Source organism: Micromonospora sp. NBC_00330, from assembly GCF_036136635.1.
GTDB lineage: Bacteria > Actinomycetota > Actinomycetes > Mycobacteriales > Micromonosporaceae > Micromonospora > Micromonospora salmantinae.
The window spans coordinates 1,642,926-1,666,281 of sequence record NZ_CP108012.1 but is presented as its reverse complement, the minus strand read 5'-3'; the positions used below and the strand labels follow the sequence as shown (position 1 = coordinate 1,666,281).

Genomic DNA, 23,356 nt, shown 5'->3' with positions numbered 1-23,356 from the left:
ATCCCGAAAAGAGACGGCTGGTAGGGAGTTGTCCCGTCGAGGCCGGGTAAGACGGTGACCCGGCACCACCGACGGAAGCGAGATCGCCATGACGGACATGCTGGAGATGCCGCGGGTACACGAGTGCACCGTCACCGACTGCGGCTACAACCACGACGGCTGCCACGCGTTCGCCATCACCATCGGGCAGCAGAACGCCAGCTGCGCCACGTTCATCGACACCTCGGCGAAGGGCGGGTTGGACCGCGTCATCGCGCAGGTCGGTGCCTGCAAGCGAGACGACTGCCGGCACAACGCCGAGCTGGAGTGCCACGCGCCGTCCATCCGGGTGGGTCCGGGTCAGGACATCGCGGACTGTCAGACGTACGAGCCGCGCTGATCCCGGCGCGACGCGGATGAGGGACGGCCGCCACGGCCGTCCCTCATCCGCATTTGGGGCCGGTTACGCGGGGACGACCATCGGCGTGCCGGCGATCGGATCGGGTACGACGAGGCAGCTGAGACCGAACACCTGCTCGACGAGGTCGCCGGTGACCACGTCGACCGGCGCCCCCTCCGCGACGATCGCACCGCCGGACATCGCGATGAGGTGGTCGCAGTAACGGCAGGCGAGGTTCAGATCGTGCATGACGATGACGATGGTCTTGCCGGACTCCGCGTTCAGTTTCCGCAGCAGCCGCAGCAGCTCGACCTGGTGGTTGATGTCCAGGTAGGTGGTGGGTTCGTCGAGCAGCAGCAGGTCGGTGTCCTGTGCCAGGGCCATGGCGACCCAGACCCGCTGGCGTTGGCCACCGGACAACTCCCGGATCGGACGGTCGATCAGGTCCGCGGTGCCGGTGGCGTCGAGAGCCCGGGCGACGGCGTCGTGGTCGTCGTTGCTCCACCGTCGAAACCACCCCTGATGGGGGTAGCGACCACGGGCCACCAGGTCGGCGACGGTGATGCCGTCGGGCGCGACGGGAGTCTGCGGGAGCAGCCCGACCACCTTTGCCACGTCGACGTTGCGCAGATCCGCGAGGGGTCTGTCGTCGAGGAAGACGGCGCCGTCGCGCGGTGCCAGCAGTCGGGCCAGGCCGCGGAGCAGTGTGGACTTACCACAGGCGTTGGCACCAACGATCGCGGTGACCTTGCCGTCGAGCACGGCGACGTCGAGGTGGTCGACGATGGTCCGGTCGTCGTAGCCGAGGGTGAGGCCCTCGGCGCGTAGTCGGGTCATCCACCCGCTCCTTGTCGGTTGGTGGTGGCCAGCAGCCACAGCAGGTAGGGCGCGCCGACCGCACCCGTCACCACGCCGGTGGGCAACGGTGTGGGCAGCACGTGCACGGCGACGAGGTCGGCGGTGAGCAGCAGCGCGGCACCGACCAGGGCGGCGGGCAGGACACCCTGGGCCGCCGGGCCGAGGAGCCGGTTGGCGATCGGCCCGGCCACCAGGGCGACGAAGGCGATCGGGCCCGCCACCGACACCGCCAGGGCCACCAGTACGACGGCGGTGCCGAGCAGCCCGGCCCGGCTGAGCTCGGCCCGGACACCCAGCATCCGCGCGGCGTCGTCACCGAGCGCGAGGGCGCTCAGTGGCCGTTGCAGCAACGTGGCGACCGGCAGCAGGACGATCAGGGCGCCGGTGAGCACCCACAGCTCCGTGGTGCTGGCCTGCCCGACCGACCCGATCAGCCAGTGCATGGCCTGGCGGGCCTCGAAGAGCTGCGCCCGGCTGAGCACGTAGCCGATCAGGCCCTCGAAGAAGACCGCCACCCCGATGCCGATGAGGATGAAGCGGTAGCCGCTGACGCCGTCGCGCCAGGCCAGCAGGTACATCGCCAGGGCGGCGGCGACCGCGCCACCGAGGGCGAGACCGCTGACGACGAGCCCACCGGCCTGGAGGAGCACGATCCCGGTGACGGCCGCCAGCCCTGCCCCCGAGGTGATCCCCACGAAGTCCGGGGACGCGAGGGGGTTGCGCAGCAACTGTTGGAAGATCGTCCCGGACGCGCCGAGGGCGAGCCCGACTGTCAGGGCGGCGGCCGCTGTGGGCAGCCGCAGGCCACGGACGACGAAGTCGACACTGGGATTGTCGGACAGGTGCAGGACCGAGGCGATCACCTCGGCGGCGCCGATGCGGAAGCTGCCCACCATCATGGTGAGCACGAACAAGGCGATGACCGTCGCGGTCAGTGCGCCGGTCACCACGACGGACCGGCCGGCTCGACGCCGCCGGTTGGCGCGCAGCGCCGCTGCCGTACCGGACGGAGCGGAGCGGCGGGCGCTCGTTGTCGTTGCCATGCTCAGACCTCCGACAGCCGGCCGTAGCGCACTATCGCGATGAACGCGGGCGCGCCGATCAGCCCGAGGATCACGCCGACCTGAACCTCGTCGGGGGCGGCGGCCATCCGGCCGAGCACGTCGGCGAGGAGCAGGACGATGGGCGCCAGCAGCATCGAGTACGGCAGGATCCAGCGGTAGTCGGGGCCGCAGATGAACCGCGCCAGGTGTGGCACGACGAGCCCGACGAAGACGATCGGCCCGCAGGCCGCGGTGGCGGCGCCGGCGAGGATCGCGACCACGGCGAAGGCGGCCGCGCGGGTACGTGTCACGTTCTGGCCGAGGCCACGCGCGACGTCCTCGCCGAGCGCGATGCCGTTGATGGCCCGCCCGAAGCCCAACGACGCGGCGAGGCCGATCAGCAGGAACGGCGCAACCCCGGTCAGGATCGGGGTGTACCGACCGGCGAGCGACCCCACCTGCCAGAACCGCAGCTCGTTGAGGGCGTCCACGTTCGTCATCACGATCCCGCTGGTCACCGAGGCCAGGCCGGCGGTGACCGCCGCGCCCGCCAGGGCCAGCTTCACCGGGGTGGCGCCCTCCCGGCCGAGCGAGGCGACCGCGTACACCAGGGCCAGCGCCGCTATCGCGCCGGCGAAGGCGAACCAGACGTAGACACCGATGCCGCGCACCCCGAGCACAGTGATGGCCAGGACCACGAACGCGGCGGCGCCGGAGTTGATGCCCAGGATCCCCGCGTCCGCCAGCGGGTTGCGGGTGACGCCCTGGAGGATCGCCCCGGCCACCCCGAGCGCGGCGCCGACCAGGATGCCGAGCAGAGTGCGGGGTACGCGCATCTCCAGGGTGACGGTGCTGCTGATCGGCCCGTCGCTGTCGAGGCTGAACAGGGCGTGCAGCACCTCGGAGAGCCCGATCGAACGCGAGCCCATCGTCACGCTGAGGAAGCCGACGAGGGCGAGGACCGCACAGAGGACGGCGAGCCCCGGCCCGAGGGCAGAGGCTCGCCGCACGCCTCCCGTCGAGGTGCGCGTCCCGATCTGGTTAGTTGCCGACATTCGGATCAGCGGCCTTGACCGCCTGGGTCAGCTTGTCCAGCTCGGTGGCGAAGTCCCCGTACGTGTGCAGCCAGAACGCCGGCCAGGAGACGGTGGCACCGACCTTGGCAGCCTTGATCCTGGACCAGGTCGGCTGCTTCGTGGTCCACTCGGCGTTGGCGGTGGGCGTGAAGGATCGGCCGTCCCACAGGATCAGGTCCGGCTGGTACTTGTCGGCGTTCTCCCAGCTCAGGTTCTCCCAGTACGGGAAGGCCGGGTCCGGGCTGGCCGGGTTGATCACCTTCAGGCCCCAGGTCTGCAGGTCCAGCAGCTCGGGCGCGTACTCGGGGTTCGCGACGTAGACCTTCTCCGTCGAGGGCGACATCGCCGCGACCGTCAGGTCCGGCTTGGCCGAGGTGGCCGCCTTGAACGCGGCCACCGCGTCCTCGAAGCGCTTCTTGTTCGCCGCGATCTGCGGGCTGGCCACGTCGGCGCCGAGGCTCTCGGCGAGGTCCTCGTACCCCTCGGCCAGCGCGACGATCGACTTGCCCTGCGTGACACCGACGACGGGGGCCAGTTCGGCGAGCTTCTTGCTCTTCTCGTCGACGCCCTCCTCCATGCCGCTGTGCGCCTTCTCGGCCGGCCACCAGTCGCCGACGATCAGGTCGGGACGCAGCGCGGCGGCCTTCTCCACGTCGATCTTGCCCCACTCCTCGCCGAGGATCTCGATCCCGGTGAGGTCGAGGTTCTTCAGGTTGGGGTCGGTCTTGACCGACTCGTCGGCGTAGACGCCGACCGGCTTGATGCCGAAGGACATGAGCGCCGCGGCCTCGCCGGCGTGCGCGATGATCCGCGTCGGCGTCTTGTCCGCCTTGACGACCTTGCCCGAGCCGTCGTTGAAAGACCAGGGACCGGAAGCGGTGGCAGCGGCGGCGGTGTCACCGGTGCCCGTGTCGGTGCCACAACCGGTGAGCCCGCCGAGCACGGCGCTCAGCGCCGCGACGGCCAGGACCGGACGCCATGAGTGCATGGTGAAGTTCCCGATCTTTCGAAGAGAAGCGAGCCATCCGGCCCGAAAGTTAGGTTAGGCTAACCAACACTCCCGGTTTTGGCCAATGGCGGGTGCCCGGCCCCACCTCGAAAGACGGCCCACCACCGCCGCCAGAACGGCGGTCGGACGCTCAGCGCCCGCCGGCGGCCAGCTCGGCAATCATCCCCTCGCAACTGCGGACGACGACCTGAGCGCCGCGCCGCTGCGCCAGCGGGAGCAGCGGATCCTCCGCCCGGTCCCGCCACCGCCACTGCGCGTCGGAGGCGACCTCCCAGAGCTGCCGTACGTCGGCCTCATGCTCGACACCGAGCCGGGCCGCGAGGCCCACGCCGTCGCCGCCGACAAGCCGTTGCGCCTCGGCGGCCAACTCCGCGTCGAACCCCAGCCGGGTGTTCCGCAGCGCCACCAGCAGGCGCAGCTCCCGGAACTCGTGCGCACCGGCGAGGATCTGCTCCACCGCGCCGACCAGCTCGGCGGACCCCCGGGTGGGCTCGGCCCGCAGCAGCGCTTCCACCGCGGCCAGCGCCGACCGCGCCTTGAGGGCGTCGCGGCGATCGATGAAACACCGCGTCACCGACTCGCGCAGCTCGGTGAGACCGCTGCGCCGAATCAACTCCGCGGAGAGTTTCACCCGGCTGTCGAACCCGCTGCGCACCAGCGTGGCCGCCAGCCGGACACCGAAGACCCCGAACCGGCCCAGCAGCGCGGCACGCACCTCGGTGTCCAGCCGTACCGGCAGCTCGCCACGGAGGAAGCGATCGGCGGAGATCAGGTGGGTGTCCAGCTCCGCCCGGGGCACCTGGGCCAGGGTCGCGAGCGCGGCGAAATCGGACTCACCGAGCATCCGGCCGGCCAGACCGATCATGCCGCTGCACGCCACGACGTTGACGCTGAGCGCGTTCACCCTCGGGTCGCGATAGTGCCGGCGGGCGATCTGGCGGGCCGTGAGCAGACCGTCGATCCGGCCGCCGCCGGTCTCGTCGGCACGGGACAACACCATGATCACGTTGACCGGAGCGGACTGTCCGACGGCAGTGTCCCGTGCGGACTCCAGCACCCGCAGGTCGCTGTCGCGACCGTCGGGGGTCAGGTACAACACCGCGTCCGAGTCGCGCAACACCCGCTCCAACACCGGTGGCCGGCCCTGCTCGGCGCCGCCGCTGACCGCCGGGGTGTCGATCAGCGTGATCTGTCGCAGCGCCCGGGTCGGCCACCGCACCACGATGTCCCGCACCTCCCCCGCACCCCAGCCCAGATCCACCCGCAGCCCGGTCGCCGACTTCACCACTGCCAACTCCTGCGGTGGCTGCCCGACCGGGTAGGCGGTGGCACGCGGCGCGGCCCCGTCCTCATACCAGGTGAAGGCCCCGTCCGCCCGCTCGACCGGCGCGACCTCCTCGCCCATCAGCGCGTTGAGCACCGTCGACTTGCCCGATCGCCACGGACCGACGATGGCGATCCGCAGCGGCTGCTCCAACCGGGCCACCTGTTGCCGAAGCTCAGCGACGGCCCGGGGATTGTCCTGGTACAGCTCGATGGCCTGGTGCAGCAACCCCCACGCCGCCTCGTCCAGGCGCACCCCCACCGTCATGCCTGCGGCTCCAGCAGCAGCGGGGCGGAACGGGCGCCGGTCAACTGCTGAGCCTGCTCGTACACCGCCGCCAACCGGGTCATCTTCAACCGGATCTCGCGCTGCCGCTGCTCGCGCAGGGAGGCGTCCGTGTCGGCCTCCTGCTTCGCGCTGCGGAACGACTGCACGATGGCCTCCTGGAGCTCCTCGGTCAGCCCCGTGAAGTGGTCCCGCAGCATCCGCTGCACCTGCCGGGCGGCGTCGCGACAGTCTCGGATGATCCGGACGAAGAAGTCGTCGACATGCCGCTGGATGGCCGTCTTCACCGTCGCCTGCCGACGACGGAGCAACTGCTTGCTCTCGTCACGGATGCTCTTGCCGCCGAAGAGCGCCCCGATACCGACCGAGACCGGATTGATCATCGGCATACCGGCCAGGGTGGTCGCCAGACCGAACATCAGCATGCCGCCGTAGGACCCCTTCATGCCGGTGAACAGCTTCTGGCCGGTGGTGAACCGGTCGATCGTCGGCCGTTGCAGCTCGGGCAGTCGCTCGCCGATGTCGTCCGGCATCGTCATCGACCAGGGCGGCAACACGTCGTAGCCGTACCTGTCGAAGTTGGCGGCCACCCGCCGGGCGATCCAGTCACAGCGCTGGATCAGCCACTCGTGGTTCGCCTCCGCCGCCTCCACCAGGCTCCGCTCCAGCCAGTCCTGGAAGGTGTCCCAGGCGACCAACGGGTCGGCGGTGTCGAACGCCTCGTCCACCGCGCGCAGGATCTGTCGGGTCCGGTCACGCAGGTCGTACTCGAGGTCGGCGAGCAGGTCGGTGATCTCGTCGGTCAACGTGTTCTGCCACCGGGTGGAGCACCGGCGCAGCTCGTCGACCTCGCGCTGCGCCGCGTGCAGCCGGGAGATCGGCCCGGACTGCTCCTCGGCCTCCTGGGTCGCCAACTCGGCACGCAGCGGCGCGGCCAACTGCTCCACCACCGTCCGGGCCACCGTCTGCACCGCAGCCCGGGCCAGGTGGTCGGCCTTGCCGCCCAGGTCACGTTGCAGGCGGGCGATCAGCGCCGGGAAACCCGACTCGGCGTTGAGCACACGGTCGTCGGCCGCTGCCGCGCGCAGTCGCAGCGCCGCCGAGACCGGGATCAGCGTCGCCGGAACCCCCGCCTCGGCCAGGTGCTGCCGGTTGCGCTCGGCGACAGTACGCCAGTCCGCCACCAGATCGGTCTTGCTCTGCACCACCACCACGTTCGGATGCGAACGCATGATGTGCAGCAGCATGTTCAGCTCGGCGACCGACAACTCCCGAGTGGAGTCGGAGACCAGCAGCACGGTGTCCGCGCGGGCTGGCGAGGCGACAGTGGCGGCGGCGCCGATGCCGGCGACCTCGTCGGTGCCGGGAGTGTCCACCAGCACCAGCCCGGCACCGAGCAGCGCACGGGGCAGTCCGATCTCGACGTACGCCGGGCCGCCGCCCGGTCGACGGCCGACCAGGCCGGCCACGCCCGCCGCGACCTGGTTGAGCGCCACCGGGATCCGCTCGACGGCCACCGCGTCGGCGGTGCCGGTGGGATGCCCCGGGGCTGGTGGCGGCGCCTGCGCCACCGCCGCGGTGGGGGCCTCGGCGTGCCGCACCACTGTCGGCAGGACCGTCGTCCGGCCGTCGCCGACCGGGCACGCCGGAGCGTTGATGATCGCGTTGATCAGCTGACTCTTGCCCTGGTTCGGCTCGCCGACGACCAGGACACGCAGCGTCGGGTCCAGCAGTTGCGCGCGCTTCTGCCGCACCGTCTGAAGGAGGTCACCGCGACCGTGTGCAGTGCACGTGCGGGCGATCTCGTCCAGCACGTCCAACCAGATCCCGGCCATCACCGCACCAAGTGTGCGGATTTCGGCTCAATTATCAAGAGGGACCGGATGTGGAACCGGGAAGGGCCGGATCGCCCGAGACGATCCGGCCCTCCGCTCCGACCGGAGATCCGGGTCAGAGCAGGCCGCCGGTGATACCCAGCAGCCCGTGATCGGACGAGGCGTGCGAGTCGCCGAGCACACCATCGGTGACCCCACCGGTCACGTCACCGACAGTGTCGGTGACACCGGGGAGGAGGCTGTCCACCTGGTGCGTCACGCCGCCCACAGTCGACGGCACGTCGAGCGGCGGGACCCCGCCGACGAGACCGTCGCCGTGCCCGAGGCCCAGCCCGCCCAGGGTGTCGTCGACACCCAGCGAGCTGACGACCCCGCCGAGCTGACCGTGGGTGCCGGAGAGGACACCACCGGTCAGGTCGCCGCCGATCAGGTTCGAGTCGGTGACGCCGAGCAGACCGCTCGGGTCGCCGACGGTGCCGGTGACGTCACCGAGCACCGGGTCCGCGATCGCGTCCACCGGCTGCACCACATCGGCGTCGAGGGTGTGCGCCACGTCGGAGACACCAGCCAGGTCGGTGTCGAGGCCGTACGGACCGACACCCAGACCGATGCCCGGCAGCACGGTGACCCCGGCGGCGGCGGTCGACGGGTCGACAGCGATGGCGCCGAGCACGCCGGCCTTGACGTCCACGCCACTGGGCGAGCTGGTGACGCTGATCTGCTGCGCCACGCTCTGCAACTGACCCACCACGTCGGTGGTGTCGGTGAGCAGCGGGTCCAGCCCGAGCTGCCCGACCGGCGAGGCCAACGGCGCGAGGCCCGCACCCGGCGCGTAGTCGACGACCAGCGGTACGACGTCCTGCACGTCCGCAGCGGTGATGTCGGTGAGCCCGGCGCCCCGCAACGCACCCTCGGGGTCGAGGTCGAAGGCCGACCGCGCGTCCGGGTTCGTCAGTAGGTCGAGCACGAAGTCGTGGAGCGTCTGCTGCGAGTCCATGTGCCGGTTCTCCTCGGATATGGCGTGGGCGGGGTGTCGTACGTCGACAGTGACGACGCTATTGCCGGGGGTCGCCCCCGGGCATCGGGGCTGAGCCCGCATCCGGGCCGGTTGAACTAGGGGCTCCCCCACCTCGTACGTTAGGGGGACAGGGGGAAACCGTCCCGGCGAGATTAGGGTCCCGACCAGGGACTGATCTCTGGTACGAACGTAGGAGCCCGCGGGGTTCGCCGGGGGTGGGTCGTCGGGGCAACCGACGCCATCGCCACCGACCGGCCGACTCACGGGGAGAGACAGAGACGATGCCGTACGTCCTGGGGATAGACATCGGAAGCAGCAACACGGCCGCCGCCGTCGCACGGCGACGCGGCGCGACCTGGACCCGTCCCGAGGCCGTCCAGTTGAGCGCCGGCTCACCTCTCATGCCGTCGGTGTTGTGCCTGGCCGAGGACGGTTCGCTGCGCGTCGGCGAGCCCGTGACCGACGACGGCAGCCGCACCACCCGGGACTTCGTCCACCGGATCGGCGACGACGTGCCGGTGCTGCTCGGCGGCGAGCCGTGCGCGCCGCAGACCCTGACCGCCGAGCTGGCGGCGTGGGTGGTGGAGCGGGTCCACGCCCTGGAGGGCGGGGCGGCCGAGGCGATAGTGCTCAGCCACCCGGCGGGGTGGCGCCCCTACCGGCGGGAGGTGCTGCACCGGGCCCTGTCGGACCTCGGCCTACGGCACGTGACGCTGCTGCCCCGCACGGTCACCGTCGCCGAGAGTCACGCCGCTCGCGGGTTCGCGGGCAGCACCGCTGTGGTCTACGCCCTGGGGGGCAACAGTTTCGAGGCGGCTCTGGTGCGCCGCACCCCGCGCGGCACGTACGAGACGTTCGGCACCCCGCAGGGTCTCGACTCGATCGGTGGCGCCGACTTCGACGAGGCGCTCGCCGAGCACGCACGTACCGTGCTGGCCCGGGAGTTGGCCGCGACCGGGCGTCGCGGGGCCCAGGTCGCGCTGCGCGGGCTGCGCGCGGAGTGCGACCGGGTCAAGCGGGTGCTGACCGTCGACCTCACTGCCGACGTGGTGCTGACCCTGCCGAGCGGCCCGGCGCGGGTGCCGGTGACCCGGGCACAGTTCGAGGCCATGATCCGCCCGACGGTGCAGGCCACCGTCGACCTCCTGCTCCGGGCCGTGCGCAGTGCCGACCTGACTCCGGCCCAGCTCGACGGCGTGCTGCTGTCCGGCGGCTCCACCCGGGTTCCGCTCGTGACCGAGCTGATCGGCGCGGCCCTCCCGGTGCCCGTCGAGGTGGAACCGGACGCACAGTTGACCGCTGCCACCGGGGCGGCGATGGCCGCCTGTCAGGTGGTGTCACCACGCCCTCGCCAGCCGCCACCGGCCCGCGTTCCGGCACCGGTCAGCGGCGCCGGGCGGGCCACCCTTCCGGCACCACGCCGAGCCCATCACACCGTTCCGGGCGATCCGCCACCGCGGCCCCCGGTCCGGGTCCTCCCACTGGAACTGCCGAAGCCGTCCCGCCTGGCGCTGGCCCGCGGTCGCGGACGCGAAGGATAAACCGGATGATCATGAATGACCTCGCCGCACCAGGGTTGACAGTGGACAAGGGGTTGCAGGCGCTGCTGGACACTGTCGCGCAGGACCCGACCGGCCCCCTCGCCGTCGGCGTCGCCGGCCCGGCCGGTCACGGAAAGACAGCGCTCCTCGCCGAGCTGGAGCGCATTCACCAGCGCGCCGGGATCGCCGTCCGCACGGCCGCCCCGGAGCCAGACGAGCCGGTCGACCCCGACACGGTGCTGCTGGTCGACGACGCGCACCTGCTCGACGACGCGCGGACCGAAGCGCTGCTGCGTCTGGTCGCCGGCCGGCGTCACCGGTTGGTGGTCGCCCACCGCCCGTGGCCCCGGTCAGCGGCGTTCAGCGAGCTGGTCGACGCCCTGCGACGCGACGGGCAGGCCGTGCTGCTCACGCCGTTCACCCGGGAGCAGACGGCCGCCCATCTCGCCGCCACACCCGAGCTGGGCCGCCCCGCCGACCTTGTCGACTTCGTCCACACGCAGACCGCCGGCGTACCCCGGGACGTGGAACGGTTGGCCCGCGGCCTGGTCGGCACGGAGACCCGGACCGGCACCGTGGACCCACCCCGGTCGGTCATCCTCGAATTCGGGCCGGACCTGGACGTTCAGCCCGCCGCGGTACGACGACTGCTGCTGGCTGTCGCGGTCGGCGGGGCGATGCCGGTGAGCATGCTCGGCGAGCTGCTGGGCCGGGACCCGGCCGGGGTGGACGAACTGATCGCCACGACCAGGGCGGCCGGGCTGCTCGGGGCGGACGGCCGGCTCGCGCCGATCGTCCGACGGGCCGTCGCGACGCTCAGCCCCACCACCGAGCGGACGGCGGTCTGGCGGCGGCTCACCGAGTTGCAGCTCGCTCGGGGTGGCGCGGTGCTGCCGCTGGTCCGCTCCCTGCTCGCGGTCGGCGCGCTCGGTGACTGCCCGGCCGCGACCCTGGCCGGCGCGGCGGACGAGGCGCTGGCCGACGAGCCGGCGTTCGCCGCCGAGCTGTTCGCGGCGGCCACGGCGGCCGGGCGGCCACCCAACGCGCAGCAGGCGCTCGCCGCCGCGCTCGCCGGTGACCTCGACGACGCGCTTCGGCTGGCGGACCGACTCCTGGCCACTGCCGCTGCCCCGGAGCGCTCCGAGGCGGCAGTGGTCGCCGCCACCGCCCTGGCCCACCGTGGTCACGTCGGTCGCAGCGTCGAGCTGTTCCGGTGGTCGGGCACCGCCTCGGCGGCGGCGTTCGCCATCGTCGGCGGGCTGGCCGCCGGCGACCCGGCCGCCAGCACCGAGTCACCGGCGGGTGACCGGGCGGGCGAACCCCCGACCCTGCACGCGAGCGCCGCCCGACTGATGGCCAACGGTGTACGGGAGAGCGTGACCGGCCCGCCGACCGCCGCGCTCTCCGCGCTCGTGCAGGCCGCCGCGCTGCTGGAGCCGGACGGCCGGGCCGCGCTGCTGCCGGACAGCCCAGCGGCCCTCGCGGCATTGACGGCGGTGCACTGCGGTGAGCTGGACATCGCCGAGCGGGTGCTGCACCGCGCCCTGGGCGCCGGTGTCGGCGGCCCGCTGATGGCCCGCCGCCACCGGCTGTTGCAGGCCTGGATCCTGATGGTCCGTGGCGAGATCCACGCTGCCGGCGAGCGGCTCGCCACCGTGACGCTCGACGGGCGGCCACTGGAGTCACGCGATCAGCTCTTCGCCGCCGCGATCCGGATGGGCATCGGTCGGCGCAACAGTGACCTCGGTGCGCTCAAGCGGGGTTGGGGGCAGGCGCTGGAGGCCGTGGTGCGGCACCCCGTCGACCTGTTCACCCTGCTGCCGCTGGGTGAGCTGGCCATCGCGGGCGCGCGGCTGGGTGACCTGGCCCGGCTGGAGCCGTACCTGCACCAGGGGCGTGCGCTGCTCGACCGTCTCGGCAACCCGCCACTGTGGAGTGTGCCGCTGCACTGGAGCGGGCTGCACGCCGCGATCCTGACCGGCGAGCCGACGATCGCCGACGAACACGTAGCGGCGTTGCTCGCCGCCGCTGGTCACAGCCGGTACGCGGCAGTGGTCGCCGCCGCCGCGGAGAGCTGGGTGGAGGTGCTCAGGGGGGTCGTCGACCCGACCCGGGTGGAGGCCGCCGCCCGAGGGCTGCACGACACCGGGTTGTGCTGGGACGGCGCCCGCCTCGCCGGGCAGGCCGCCATCCGCACCGCGGACCGACGGGCGATGACCACCCTGCTGGAGTGCGCCCGAGCGTTGCAGGGGCGGCCCTCCGGCGGGCAGAGCGGGCAGACACCGACAACCGGCGCGAGCACGGCACGGGTCGCCGGCCCCACGCAGCACGGGCTCAGCGACCGCGAGTACGAGGTCGCCGAGCTGGTGCTGGCCGGATTGACCTACCGGGAGATCGGCGACCGGCTCTTCATCTCGGCCAAGACCGTCGAACACCACGTGGCGCGGATGCGCAACCGGCTCAACTGCGCCAACCGCACCGAGCTGCTGGCGCTGCTGCGCACCCTCGTCGCCGACCGCGCGAGCGACACGGCCGGGCAACCGTGGCCGCAGCGGGCGACCCGATGACCCGCAGCGACGTCCGGCTGATCCGGACCAGGCTGGCCGTGCTGGCCGCCGTGCTGGTCACGCTCTGGTCGTACGCGGCCTACGTGTCCACCCAGGACGCCGTCGACCTGCTACGCGTCCGGGCGCTGGCGGACACGCTGGGCCAGCCCATCGACCGCCTGATTCTGAGCCTCCAGACGGAACGCCGGATCACCGCCGAGACGATCGCCGGAGCGGTGCAGACGACGCCCGCGCTGGTCGGGGCCCGCGAGGGCACCGACCGGGCCGCCGCCGAGATCCGCGAGTTCAGCAGGGGCCGCGACCTCCGGTTGCTCAACGCCGGCGCCGTCCGCGACCGGGCCGGCGAGCTGGTCCGACGGCTCGACGGCCTGGGCACGACCCGATCCCAGGTGGACACCGGCCGGCTCGACCAGGGCGCGGCAGTCGACGGGTACGACGAGGTCATCGACGTCGCCTTCCGGGTGTACGGCCCGGAGTGGGGCGCGTACGAGAGCGGGTTGGCCGCCGACACCCGCGCGGTGATCGCGCTGGCCCGCGCCCGGGAGTTGCTCGCCCGGGAGGACACACTGGTCAGCGCAGCCCTGACCGGCGGGCAGTTCGGCGTCGACGAGCGGCGCCGGCTGACCGCGCTGGTCAGCATCCAGCGGTACGCGCGCACCGAGGCCGCCACCGGGCTTCCGTCAGACGACCAGGGCGAGCATCAGCCCCTCGCGGCCGGCCCCGAGTTCGCGGATCTGCTCGCCCTGGAGGACCGGCTGCTGCTCCAGGCCGGCACCGCCAACGCCCTGGCCGGTCTCACCGTCCAGGGCTGGCGGGCTGCGGCGGACGCCGCCCTCGGCGCGTTGCAGACACTGGTGACGAACACCGCCCGCAGCAGCGTCGAGCGGGCCACCCCCGGTGCCGCCGTGCTCATCGCGCGTACCGGGGCCGTCGTGGGGCTCGGCCTCATCGTCGTGCTCGTGCTCCTGCTGAGCTGGGCGGGCACCGTCCGACGCCTGACCGACGAGCTGACCACTACCGACGCCGGCCTCCCGACTCCGGTGCCGGACACGCCGGCCCCGGCCCAGCAACCGGCGACGCCGGGGGGTGACGCCCAGCGGGAGCTGTTCCTGGGGCTGACCCGACGCAACCAGGTCCTGCTGCGCGACCAGCTCAGCCTGCTGGACGGGATGCAACGTCGCGAACGGTCCACCGAGGAGACCGGCGAGCTGTTCCAACTCGACCACCTCACCACCCGGGTCCGCCGCAACGTGGAGAAACTGATCACCCTGGCCGGCGCGACACCCGCCCGCCGCTGGCGACGCCCGGTGCCACTGCTCGACGTGGCGCGCGGCGCGGTCGCCGAGGTGCCGGACTACCACCGGGTCCTGATCGCACCGCACTGGCCGTGGTCGCTGGCGGGGCCGGCCGTCACGGACGTCATCCACCTGCTGGCGGAGCTGATCGAGAACGCTCTGGCCTTCTCCGGGCCGGAGACCACCGTCCGGGTCAGCGGCGAACGACGACCGCAGGGGTGCGCCGTCCTCGTCGTCGACGACGGGCCCGGCCTGGACGCCGCCACGCTGGTCGAGGCGAACGACCTGCTCGGCAACCCGCCACCGGACGGCCCGCCCGCGGGTCTCGCCGGCTGGTACGCCGCCGCCGTCCTGGCCGGCCGCTGCGGTGCCCACGTCTCGCTGCGCCCCAGCCGGCGCGGTGGGACGGCCGCCGTCGTGCTCCTACCCTCCCGGCTGATCATGGTCACCGACACCGGCCGCACACCGGCCGACGCACCACCCGACAGCCCGCACCCACCGGCCCGCACCGGCGCCGACCTGACCGACCCCAACGGCAACGGCGCGCTGCCGACGCGGGTGCGCCACCCCGGGCCGACCGGCCCGGAACACGGCGGGACCAGCCTCGACACTGTTGAGTTGCCAGTCGCCAGAACAGCAAGGAGACAACAATGACGTCTGCAGTGGTCACCGAGGACGGCCTGACCGACGCCCTGAACGACCTGGTCGACCGGGTGCACGGCGCCGAGTTCGCTGTGGTGCTCTCACCGGACGGGCTGCCGCTCGGCGGCTCACGGCAGGTGGGGGCAAAGCTGGCCGAGCAGATCTCCGGCGTGGTCGCCGGACTGATCGCATTGGGGCTGGCCGCCACCCGGACCTGTGACGCGGGTCGGCTGCGTCAGGTCGTGGTGCAGATGTCGCGAGCGTTCCTGTTCATCGCCACCATCCCGAACGGGACCATCCTCACCGTGCGGATCGCCGGTGACGACGTCGAGGTCGGTGACATGGCGTACGAGGTGGCGCTCTTCGTGGGGCAGGCCGAGCAGCACCTGCCGATCACGCTGGGCCCGGCCTCCTCGGTGACGATCGGGGACACTGGTGCACACCAGCGGCACCCCTGACGAGGCGTGGTACGACGACGACGCGGGCCCGGTCGCGCGGCCCTACACGATGACCGGAGGGCGCACCGCGCCCGCACGCGGCCAGTTCGACCTGATCTCGCTGGTCGTAGCCCGGAGGGGGGTCACGCCTGCCACACCGCTCTTCCCCGAACAGGCGCGGATCGTCGAGCTGTGTCACCATCCAGTGTCGGTGGCCGAGGTGGGCGCCGAGTTGGATCTTCCGCTCGGGACGGTCCGGGTGCTGCTCGGTGACCTGCTCGCGGCCGGGCTGATCGAGACGCACGAACCGCCGATGCTGTCGGAGCTGCCGACCGAGGACCTGCTCGAGGCGATACTCGTCGGGCTTCGCGGGTTGTGACCGGGCAGGCGCCACCCGCGATCCGGACGGATCGTGGGCGCGTACCCGGCGACGAACTGAAGGAGAGACTGGCAGTGCCGGCAACACCACCCCAGCCACGCCGTACCGTGGCGATCATCCTGCTGGATCGGGTCGTGGCCCTCGTCACGGCCGCACGGCGGGTGCTCACCGGTCGGGAGGACGTCTCGCGGGCCACCTGGGTGGCCGTCGTCGCGGCGCTCGGGGTGCTGATCGCGACGGCCGTGTCCGTCGTCGGGGTGCTGCGTACGCCGGAGAAGTTGACGCCGGTGACCCTCGACCCGCCGCCGTCGGTCGAGCAGGTGGGCGCGTCGCCGTCCGCTACCCCCCGGGCGCAGGCACGACCGGCGGCCACCAGCCCGGCGCTGCCCGCTCCCCCGTCCGCCTCGGCCTCCTCTGTCCCACCGGCCGTCGCGTCGTCGACCCGGCCCACGCCGACCGGTGCGACAGCCGAACCCACCCCGGCGGCCCTGGGCGCGGCCTTCGCCATCACTGACAACGCCCTGCTCAGCTACGGCGCGGCAGTGACGATCAGCAATCCCGGCTCGGTCCCGGCGCCGGGGTGGACGCTTGTCGTCACCCTGCCCCGGGAGTCGCTGGGGGTCAGCGGGGTCGAGGGGGCGCAGGCCAGCCGGGACGGTGCGGTGTGGACGTTCGTACCGGACCCGAGCACCGGTCAGGTGCCCGGCAACGCGTCGGTCCGGGTGACGTTCCGGGTCAATGGATCGTTGACCGGTTCCGCCCCCAAGGCGTGCACGATCGACGGGGTCGCCTGCTCCGGCCTGCCGAACTGACCACTCCGAGACGCCCCGATCGAGCGCGGTACACCCGGCGTTCCGGCGGCCGCCATGCTTGATTGATCATCAGTTCGGGCGTGCTTCGTACCGTCGCGACCATGACTGTCCTACCCGCATCACCGTCGCCTCGCCGCGCCGGGTCACGCCTCGGCGTCCTGGGTACCCGGGCCGCCGCCTCCGTCGCCGCTCTCACCGTCACCGGCGCTGCCGTCGCGGTCGCCGTCGCGACCTCGTCACCCGCCACCGCCGAGCCGGGCAACGTCGTCGTCTCGGAGAACTTCTCGGCCGGGTCGCTGCCCGCCGGTTGGCACGCGGTCGACGGCACCTGGAAGGTCGAGAACGGCCGACTGTACGGAACCTCCGCCAGCTCCAGCGAGAACAACAAGATCACCTTCGGTCGGCACCTGAACGACTTCCGCCTCGAGGCGACAATGCGCTTCGAGTCGGTCTCGGCCGCCACCCGATGGGCCTCGCTCGGCATCGACGTCCCCGCCAGTGGCGCGACCCCCTGGTGGATCGCCACCATGCGCAGCGGCACCACCGCCGCCAACGGCCTCGAATTCGCCCAGCGGACCACTGCCAACGCCTGGGTCGTGACGAACACCGCCTCCGCCCCGTCCGCCGCCGGCACCGGCCGGGACGTGCACGTCGCCGTCGAGGTGCACGGCAACCAGGCCCGCTGGATCTTCGACGGGCGGGAGGCGATGCGGACCAGCAGCCTCCAGCGATCCGCCGACGGCGTCCAGGGGCTCTTCGTCAACGGCGCGACAGTGTCGTACGACGACGTCACCGTCACCGAGCTGGCGCCGAACGGCTACCTCCGCCCCGAGGGCAGCCCGTTCACCGTGATCGCCCACCGGGGCGCGTCCGCCGCCGCACCGGAGAACACCCTCGTCGCCCAGGAGATCGCCCGCAAGGGCGGCGCCGACTGGATCGAGAACGACGTCCAGCCGAGCAAGGACGGCATCCCGTTCATCCTGCACGACGGCACCGTCGACCGGACCACCGACGGGACCGGCAACATCCGGGACCTGACCGCCGCGCAGATCAAGGCCTTCGACGCCGGCTCCTGGTTCGGCCCGCAGTACGTCGGCGAGCGGGTGCCCACCCTCGCCGAGCAGCTCGCCGACCTGCGGACGCGGGGCGGCAACCTGCTCGTGGAGATCAAGGGCAAGCACACCCGCGACGAGGTCGCCACGATCATCCAGGTGATCCGGGACGAGCAGATGACGGGCCGGGTCTTCATCCAGAGCTTCGAGGTCGACGCCCTGAAGTACACCTACGAGATCGCCCCCGAGCTGCCGCTCGGCCTGCTCCGCAGCACGCTGGACGCCGACCCGGTGGCGATCGCGAAGGAGCTGCACCTGACCGCGTACAACCCGGACGGCAACGCGCTGTTGGCCAAGCCGGAGGTGCTCGCCCCGCTGCACGCCGCCGGGGTCGCCGTGATGGCCTGGACGATGGACTCCGCCGGCCTGTGGCAGCGGCTGGAGCGGATCGGCACCGACGCGATCATCACCAACCGCGCGGCGGAGCTGGTCGGCTGGAACTCGGCGTTCGTCCAGCGGGCCTCCGCCGACCCGACCGTGCAGATCACCTCGCCCGCCAACGGGGCTCGGCTGGACCGGGCGCAGTCCCCGGTGATCGCGGTCGCCGCGACAAACGCGGACACCGTCACCGTGACGCTGGACGGTAAGAAGTCGGCCGCCGGGCGCAAGCTCGACCTGGCCAAGCTGACCGCCGGACGGCACACCATCACCGCCGAGGCGACCGGCCCCGAGGGCACCGCCACCGCGACCAGCACCTTCACCGTGACGGTGAGCCAGGCCGGCCTCGGCTACCTGATCCTCACCTCGGGCGCGGACCCGGCCGCCGTCACGGCGATGACCACCAAGCTGGCCCACGCCCAGTACGCCGAGCTGGCCACCTACGCCGACCGGCAGGCCGGCAAGCTGGTGCCGGCGGAGGTCGCCAGCGTCATCGCCGCCGACGCCCGCACCCTCGCTTTGAAGTAACGACTCGAAAGGTGGCGCTGGTCCGAAGGGACCAGCGCCACTTCGAATCCTCAGTGGACGGCGACGGGCGACTCGGCCCGCTCGCCCTGCTGTCGCACCAGCGGCAGCGCCGGGGCCAACGCCAGCGCCATGCACAAGCCGCCGATCGGAAGCAGGTCGAGGGTGACCGCCGGCAGGACGATGCCGGTCAGGAGCAGCGGCACACTCCACCACGGCAGCCGCCGTCGGGCGGCGAGCATGCCGGCGAGGACGAGCAGGCCGAGGAAGAAGAACTGGGGTACGACGTCGTAGAAGGCCACCTCCACGCCGGGGATGTCCTTGAACTCCGCGCCGAGCCTCGACATCTCCGCCCGGTCCGCGGCCAGGAGCCCTTCCACGATGTCGGCGACGAACTGCACCATCGTCGCGGCGAGCCCGACCAACGTGAAGGCCACCACCCCGGTGCGCCACGGACTGCTGGGCAGCAGGCGGGACAGCGCGAGCACTCCCGGCACGAAGAACACCATGCCGGCGAGGGCGACCAGGTGCGCGGCCTGCCAGTCGGGGCCGGGGCCGTACACCCCGTCAGATCTTGCCCAGAGACGGACGAGGCCATAAGCCGTGATGCCGACCGGACCGGCCAGCACGTAGAGCGCAGCGCGTTTCATGCCCGCCATCATCTGGCCGCCGACGCCAGCCGACCTCCGGGAGCTTCCCTCGGGTCGCCCTGGCTTTCGTCTCAGGTCTTCCACCGAGCAACCCCGAGACCCGCCCGACCGCCACGTGCCGGCGGTCAGGGACGGAACGGCTTGCCGGTCAGCGCGGACTCCTCCGGGAACGCCAACGAGCTGAAGAACTTCTCCGTCTCGGCACTGCGGATGCCCTCGATCTTCGCCAGCAGCACCTCTGTCGCCGCGTAGGCGCGCTGCTCCCGCTCGGCCGGATCAGCGGTCGCCTCGGCGCGCGTGAACGCGAGTCTCCACTGGTTGCTCGCCTCCATGAGCCCGAAATGGGTACGCCGCAGCAGTGCCCACATCTGATCCCACTGATAAAAGGTGCGTAGCGCGGTGGCCGTGGCGATCACCACGCCCGAGACCGCGATTACCAGGTTCTTACCCGGATAGCTGAAGCCGGCGAGCAGCGGCAGTGACGCACTGACGACGATGACCAGGATGCCGGTGAAACGAAACAGTCGACGGTGCCATTTCGCCCGCCAGTCGTAATGATCCCTGAGCTTGTTGACGCTTTCTTCGGCCAACGCGCGGTAGATCTGCAACGGATCACCGGGAGCGCCGTTCTGCGACTCGGCGAGCAACCGGCTCTGTCCTTGGTCAACAGACACGTCACGATGCTAGATGCCGGCCATGCGACGGTCTATAGCCCGAGAATACGATGTTGTCGGAGTATTGACGGGCGAACATCTCCCGCTCCGGTGAAGCGACTGGCCAGGCAATCACCGGAACACCGCGGCGACGCCACCACGCCGTCAGATTGGACGGAAACGCGTCCACCTCGTAGGCCAGAAAATCGGGTCGAGTGACCAGGTTGCTGACCATACTGCGACCCACCATCCGGGTTAGCGGCCCGGCGGTGCGCAGCAGGCCGCAGATGCGCCCCACCGGCACCCGGCGGTGCGGCGGCAGCTTCCGCACCGCGACCCGCAGCGCCGCCACGAGTAACGGGTCGAAGGATTCGACCGCGTACCGCCCCGGGTAGTCGGAGGTCTGTCGCAGCACCTCGTCGACGAGATCGAAGTTGAGGGCGAGCGTCGGCCGTTTCAGCTCGATCAGCAGGGGCACCCGTCCGGCGACCCGGTCGAGCACCTGCGACAGCGTGGGCACCCGCTGGTCGGTGCCCTGCAACCGGAGCCGCTGCCGATCGGCTGGGGTCAGCTCCACTGTGGCGATCGCCGCACCGGTGAGCGCCGTCAGGTCGTAGTCGTGGACGACGACGAGCTCGCCCGAGCGGGTGAGCTGCACGTCCAGTTCGCAGGCGTAGCCAGCGTCGGCGGCTGCCTCGAACGCCGCGAGCGAGTTGGCGGGTCGGTTGTCGCCGGTCAGCCCGCGATGCGCGATCGGGGTGTCGAGTAGCCAACCGTCGTCGGACGACACGCGACCTCCTGAGCTTCCGGGAGCGGGCTACCCGCACTCCGGAGCACGCCGTGGAAGGGTTTTCGCGTACCTTACAGCGGCCGGTCCCGCGGCGGCGGTCTCCGTGCTTCCGGTGGTGCGCGCGCTCAGCGTTCGCTGATGAGGGGGGCGTAGTCGCCGCGGGTGAGCGGTCTGCTGGACAGGGAGCCGTCGGCCCGGGGCACGCCGAGAGCCCTGCCGTCGCGCAGGAAGGCCACTGTGGAGACGTCCTCGCGGCTGGTGAGAGTGCAGACGATCTGCCCGAAGGCGAGGACCTCGTCGCTGCGACCGCCCACCTCTGCGGGTTCGTCCACCGCGACGAGGGCCTGCGTCCCGGTCACTGTCGCGCGGGCGGCGTTGACCGCCCCCGGCAACGCGCTGGTCAGACCGCTGTCCCGTTCGGCCCCGCTGGGCCCGGCGAGCAGGTGCCGCAACTGGTCCGCGATGGTGGGTGCACTGTCGACCCGCCGGACCACGGGGACGATGCGGTTGTCCCGGACCAGGCAGAGCGTCTCGACGGCGCTGCCGGCCGGTGCTGTGGTGTCGGCGGGTGCGGCGCTGCTCAGCGGCCCTCGTGGCGGCGGCACCGTGCGCGGGGTGTCGTCAGTGGGGATGCCGCATCCGGTCAGCAGCACAGCGAGGGCCAACGGGACGAGACGACGACGCCTCACGACAGGCTCCCCGGCACTGTGACCCGGAAACAGGCACCCCCGCCCGGACGGTCGGCGACCGTCACCTGCCCCGCGTGCGCGGCGGCATGCTGGGCCACCAACGCCAGCCCCAGACCGGTGCCGTCGCCGGCGCCACGGGTGTGGGCGGCTCGCCCCCGGACGAACCGGTCGAAGATCGCCTCGCGGTCCTCGACGGGAACGCCCGGACCGTCATCGTCGACCTCGATGACGCCGCTGTCCCCGTCCCGGTCCAGGCGAACAGCCACCGGGCCACCGCCGTAGGTGACGGCGTTGTCGAGCAGGTTCGCCAGGATCTGGGCGATCCGCCGCCGCTCGACCTGCCACGTCGGGGGCACGTCCGGTGCCAGCCGGACGAGGGTGCCCGGCAGGTCGTACGCGTCGCAGGTCTCCCGGGCCAGCTCCACCACGTCCACCGGGACACGGTGGGCCGGCTGGTCGCTGCGGGCCAGGTCGATCAGGTCGTTGACGAGCCGTTGGAAACGGTCGATCTCGTCGGCGACGAGCCCGGCGGCGGTGGCCGTCCGTTCGTCCTGGTGTTCCCGACGGCGGGCCAGGACGCTGGCCGCCGCGGCGAGGGTCTGCAACGGGGAGCGCAGTTCGTGGCTGACGTCGGCGGCGAAGCGGCGGTCCCGTTCGATGCGCCGGGCGAGGCGGTCGACCATCTGGTTGAACGACGAGGAGAGGCGGGTGAGGTCGGGGTCGGTGGCCGGGTCGAGCCGGGCGGTGAAGTCACCGGCGGCGATCTTCTCGGCCGCGTCGGCGACCGCTGTCAGCGGTTGTAGCCCGTGCCGGGTGGCGTACCAGGCGAGGGTGGCGCCGGATCCGGCGACCAGCACCGCGACGCTGGTCAGCGCGAGGGCCAGCACCCGGAAGGTCTCCTCCAGCTCGCGCAGCGAGTTGACCTCGAAGTACGTCGCGGACGCGGACAGCGGCACACCGACCACCAGGGCGGGTTGCCCGTCGACGCGGACACGCTGCACGGCCGGCTCCCCGGCGGAGACGACCCGGAGCAGTTCGTCGGGGATGGCGGCAGTGGTGCCGGGATCGGCGGCGCGGGCGTACCACTCGCCGTTGAGGTGCAGCACCGGTCGACGGCTTCCGCCGGTGTCCAACGACCGGAGCACCTCCACCACGTCCGGGGTGTCGGTGTCGAGGCCGGCGTGCACCACGGCGGCGTCGAAGTAGGCGGCCCGCAGGGCGATGCGTTCCCGGTCGTCGAGCAGGGACCGGCGGGTCAACTCGTAGGAGATCAGGGCCATCGACGCCGAGAGCAGTAGCGCGCCGACGGCGAACGCGGCGGTCACCCGGGTGCGCAGTCCGAGGCGTCTCATCGTTGCAGCTTGTAGCCCAGGCCCCGCAGGGTGACCAGGTGCCGGGGGTTCGCCGGGTCCGGCTCGATCTTCTGCCGCAGGCGGCCGACGTGCACGTCGACGAGCCGTTCGTCGCCGCTGTCGTACCCCCAGACCCGTTGCAGCAACTGCTGACGGGACAGCACCCGCCCGGCATGCTCGGCCAGCTCACAGAGCAGCCGGAACTCGGTGCGGGTGACAGTGACCTGTTGGCCGGCGCGGCGCACCTCCCCCGCCTCCGGACTGATCTCCAACTCCCCGAAGGCGACCGCCGGCACGGGCTCCGGCGTCGAGGTCGTGACCACCGGCCGGGCACGGCGGCGCAGAGCCCGCAGGCGGGCGGTCAGCTCCCGGATGGCCACGGGTTTGACCACGTAGTCGTCGGCGCCGGCTTCCAGGGCGGCGACGATGTCGTCGGTGCCGTCGCGGGCGCTGACCACCACGATCGGGACGTCGTCGTCACGGCGCAGCTGGCGGATGCACTCGAAGCCGTCGAGGCCGGGCAGCATCAGGTCGACGAGCACGTAGTCGGCCGGGTGGTGGCGTTGGGCGCGCAGGCCCTCCTCGGCCGTGGCCGCGCCGAGGGCGTCGTAGCCCTCGTCCTCGAGTGCGAGCAGCAGCGCGAGCCGAATGCGGTCGTCGTCCTCGATCACCAGTACGGCCGTCATCCCGGAATCATGCTCGGCGGA

At 72.1% G+C, this 23,356-nt stretch carries 21 protein-coding genes; 8 read left to right on the top strand and 13 right to left on the bottom strand.

Features of this window, described 5'->3' with window-relative positions:
- The first annotated feature begins 88 nt into the window (after window positions 1–88).
- Complete coding sequence (locus OG598_RS07280) at window positions 89–379, top strand: DUF1540 domain-containing protein (protein WP_328653662.1); 291 nt, start codon at window positions 89–91, stop codon at window positions 377–379.
- Between the two features lie 63 nt (window positions 380–442).
- On the opposite strand, the gene OG598_RS07275 is transcribed toward OG598_RS07280, so the two are convergent.
- From OG598_RS07275 to OG598_RS07245, 7 genes are all read right to left on the bottom strand, one after another.
- Window positions 443–1,216, bottom strand: coding sequence for an ABC transporter ATP-binding protein (locus tag OG598_RS07275; RefSeq protein ID WP_328653661.1), 774 nt, complete (start codon window positions 1,214–1,216; stop codon window positions 443–445).
- Window positions 1,213–2,280, bottom strand: coding sequence for a FecCD family ABC transporter permease (locus tag OG598_RS07270; RefSeq protein WP_328653660.1), 1,068 nt, complete (start codon window positions 2,278–2,280; stop codon window positions 1,213–1,215). Before OG598_RS07270 ends, OG598_RS07275 begins: the two co-directional genes overlap by 4 nt.
- 2 nt (window positions 2,281–2,282) lie before the next feature.
- Complete coding sequence (locus OG598_RS07265) at window positions 2,283–3,290, bottom strand: FecCD family ABC transporter permease (protein WP_328653659.1); 1,008 nt, start codon at window positions 3,288–3,290, stop codon at window positions 2,283–2,285.
- 31 nt (window positions 3,291–3,321) lie between these two features.
- Window positions 3,322–4,344 (bottom strand): ABC transporter substrate-binding protein, encoded by a 1,023-nt coding sequence (locus OG598_RS07260; protein WP_328653658.1) that lies wholly within the window; start codon window positions 4,342–4,344, stop codon window positions 3,322–3,324.
- A 151-nt stretch (window positions 4,345–4,495) separates the two neighbouring features.
- Window positions 4,496–5,956: a hypothetical protein gene (locus OG598_RS07255; RefSeq protein WP_328653657.1), complete on the bottom strand. Its 1,461-nt coding sequence runs from the start codon at window positions 5,954–5,956 to the stop codon at window positions 4,496–4,498.
- A complete protein-coding gene (locus tag OG598_RS07250) occupies window positions 5,953–7,809 on the bottom strand; it encodes a dynamin family protein (protein WP_328655289.1) in 1,857 nt (618 codons plus the stop codon). The genes OG598_RS07255 and OG598_RS07250 overlap by 4 nt, the downstream gene beginning before the upstream one ends.
- Before the next feature lie 115 nt (window positions 7,810–7,924).
- The gene (locus OG598_RS07245) at window positions 7,925–8,806 is read right to left on the bottom strand and encodes an IniB N-terminal domain-containing protein (RefSeq protein WP_328653656.1); all 882 of its coding nucleotides are present in this window, start codon (window positions 8,804–8,806) and stop codon (window positions 7,925–7,927) included.
- Between the two features lie 302 nt (window positions 8,807–9,108).
- Here OG598_RS07245 and OG598_RS07240 point away from each other — a divergent pair, with 302 nt between their 5' ends.
- The 7 genes from OG598_RS07240 to OG598_RS07210 all read left to right on the top strand — a co-directional run bounded on the left by OG598_RS07240 (window position 9,109) and on the right by OG598_RS07210 (window position 18,518).
- Window positions 9,109–10,368, top strand: a complete 1,260-nt coding sequence (locus tag OG598_RS07240; RefSeq protein ID WP_328653655.1) for an Hsp70 family protein — start codon at window positions 9,109–9,111, stop codon at window positions 10,366–10,368.
- Window positions 10,369–10,373: 5 nt separating this feature from the next.
- The gene (locus OG598_RS07235) at window positions 10,374–12,935 is read left to right on the top strand and encodes a LuxR C-terminal-related transcriptional regulator (RefSeq protein WP_328653654.1); all 2,562 of its coding nucleotides are present in this window, start codon (window positions 10,374–10,376) and stop codon (window positions 12,933–12,935) included.
- The gene (locus tag OG598_RS07230) at window positions 12,932–14,884 is read left to right on the top strand and encodes a sensor histidine kinase (RefSeq protein WP_328653653.1); all 1,953 of its coding nucleotides are present in this window, start codon (window positions 12,932–12,934) and stop codon (window positions 14,882–14,884) included. The genes OG598_RS07235 and OG598_RS07230 overlap by 4 nt, the downstream gene beginning before the upstream one ends.
- The gene (locus OG598_RS07225) at window positions 14,881–15,330 is read left to right on the top strand and encodes a roadblock/LC7 domain-containing protein (protein ID WP_328653652.1); all 450 of its coding nucleotides are present in this window, start codon (window positions 14,881–14,883) and stop codon (window positions 15,328–15,330) included. Before OG598_RS07230 ends, OG598_RS07225 begins: the two co-directional genes overlap by 4 nt.
- The gene (locus OG598_RS07220; protein ID WP_442931461.1) at window positions 15,308–15,688 is read left to right on the top strand and encodes a DUF742 domain-containing protein; all 381 of its coding nucleotides are present in this window, start codon (window positions 15,308–15,310) and stop codon (window positions 15,686–15,688) included. Before OG598_RS07225 ends, OG598_RS07220 begins: the two co-directional genes overlap by 23 nt.
- Before the next feature lie 74 nt (window positions 15,689–15,762).
- On the top strand, window positions 15,763–16,500 hold the full coding sequence (locus OG598_RS07215; RefSeq protein WP_328653651.1) for a cellulose binding domain-containing protein: 738 nt from the start codon (window positions 15,763–15,765) through the stop codon (window positions 16,498–16,500).
- Window positions 16,501–16,601: 101 nt separating this feature from the next.
- On the top strand, window positions 16,602–18,518 hold the full coding sequence (locus tag OG598_RS07210) for a glycerophosphodiester phosphodiesterase (RefSeq protein ID WP_328653650.1): 1,917 nt from the start codon (window positions 16,602–16,604) through the stop codon (window positions 18,516–18,518).
- 50 nt (window positions 18,519–18,568) lie between these two features.
- Here the strand turns inward: OG598_RS07210 and OG598_RS07205 are convergent, their stop codons facing one another.
- The 6 genes from OG598_RS07205 to OG598_RS07180 form a co-directional block, all read right to left on the bottom strand.
- A complete protein-coding gene (locus tag OG598_RS07205) occupies window positions 18,569–19,165 on the bottom strand; it encodes a hypothetical protein (RefSeq protein WP_328653649.1) in 597 nt (198 codons plus the stop codon).
- A 125-nt stretch (window positions 19,166–19,290) separates the two neighbouring features.
- Window positions 19,291–19,839: an SLATT domain-containing protein gene (locus OG598_RS07200; protein WP_328653648.1), complete on the bottom strand. Its 549-nt coding sequence runs from the start codon at window positions 19,837–19,839 to the stop codon at window positions 19,291–19,293.
- Between the two features lies 1 nt (window position 19,840).
- On the bottom strand, window positions 19,841–20,608 hold the full coding sequence (locus OG598_RS07195; RefSeq protein ID WP_328653647.1) for a glycerophosphodiester phosphodiesterase family protein: 768 nt from the start codon (window positions 20,606–20,608) through the stop codon (window positions 19,841–19,843).
- 125 nt (window positions 20,609–20,733) lie between these two features.
- Entirely contained in the window at window positions 20,734–21,297 is a 564-nt protein-coding gene (locus OG598_RS07190; RefSeq protein WP_328653646.1) for a GerMN domain-containing protein, read from the bottom strand.
- Complete coding sequence (locus OG598_RS07185) at window positions 21,294–22,649, bottom strand: sensor histidine kinase (RefSeq protein WP_328653645.1); 1,356 nt, start codon at window positions 22,647–22,649, stop codon at window positions 21,294–21,296. The genes OG598_RS07190 and OG598_RS07185 overlap by 4 nt, the downstream gene beginning before the upstream one ends.
- Window positions 22,646–23,335, bottom strand: a complete 690-nt coding sequence (locus OG598_RS07180; RefSeq protein WP_328653644.1) for a response regulator transcription factor — start codon at window positions 23,333–23,335, stop codon at window positions 22,646–22,648. The genes OG598_RS07185 and OG598_RS07180 overlap by 4 nt, the downstream gene beginning before the upstream one ends.
- Between the last annotated feature and the right edge of the window lie 21 nt (window positions 23,336–23,356).

Excerpts from the sequence above, each read along its gene's own strand:
- OG598_RS07280 (WP_328653662.1), top strand. The coding sequence starts at position 89 with ATGACGGACATGCTGGAGATGCCGCGGGTACACGAGTGCACCGTCACC.
- OG598_RS07275 (WP_328653661.1), bottom strand. The coding sequence starts at position 1,216 with ATGACCCGACTACGCGCCGAGGGCCTCACCCTCGGCTACGACGACCGG.
- OG598_RS07270 (WP_328653660.1), bottom strand. The coding sequence starts at position 2,280 with ATGGCAACGACAACGAGCGCCCGCCGCTCCGCTCCGTCCGGTACGGCA.
- OG598_RS07260 (WP_328653658.1), bottom strand. The coding sequence starts at position 4,344 with ATGCACTCATGGCGTCCGGTCCTGGCCGTCGCGGCGCTGAGCGCCGTG.
- OG598_RS07255 (WP_328653657.1), bottom strand. The coding sequence starts at position 5,956 with ATGACGGTGGGGGTGCGCCTGGACGAGGCGGCGTGGGGGTTGCTGCAC.
- OG598_RS07250 (WP_328655289.1), bottom strand. The coding sequence starts at position 7,809 with ATGGCCGGGATCTGGTTGGACGTGCTGGACGAGATCGCCCGCACGTGC.
- OG598_RS07245 (WP_328653656.1), bottom strand. The coding sequence starts at position 8,806 with ATGGACTCGCAGCAGACGCTCCACGACTTCGTGCTCGACCTACTGACG.
- OG598_RS07240 (WP_328653655.1), top strand. The coding sequence starts at position 9,109 with ATGCCGTACGTCCTGGGGATAGACATCGGAAGCAGCAACACGGCCGCC.
- OG598_RS07235 (WP_328653654.1), top strand. The coding sequence starts at position 10,374 with ATGATCATGAATGACCTCGCCGCACCAGGGTTGACAGTGGACAAGGGG.
- OG598_RS07230 (WP_328653653.1), top strand. The coding sequence starts at position 12,932 with ATGACCCGCAGCGACGTCCGGCTGATCCGGACCAGGCTGGCCGTGCTG.
- OG598_RS07225 (WP_328653652.1), top strand. The coding sequence starts at position 14,881 with ATGACGTCTGCAGTGGTCACCGAGGACGGCCTGACCGACGCCCTGAAC.
- OG598_RS07210 (WP_328653650.1), top strand. The coding sequence starts at position 16,602 with ATGACTGTCCTACCCGCATCACCGTCGCCTCGCCGCGCCGGGTCACGC.
- OG598_RS07205 (WP_328653649.1), bottom strand. The coding sequence starts at position 19,165 with ATGAAACGCGCTGCGCTCTACGTGCTGGCCGGTCCGGTCGGCATCACG.
- OG598_RS07185 (WP_328653645.1), bottom strand. The coding sequence starts at position 22,649 with ATGAGACGCCTCGGACTGCGCACCCGGGTGACCGCCGCGTTCGCCGTC.
- OG598_RS07180 (WP_328653644.1), bottom strand. The coding sequence starts at position 23,335 with ATGACGGCCGTACTGGTGATCGAGGACGACGACCGCATTCGGCTCGCG.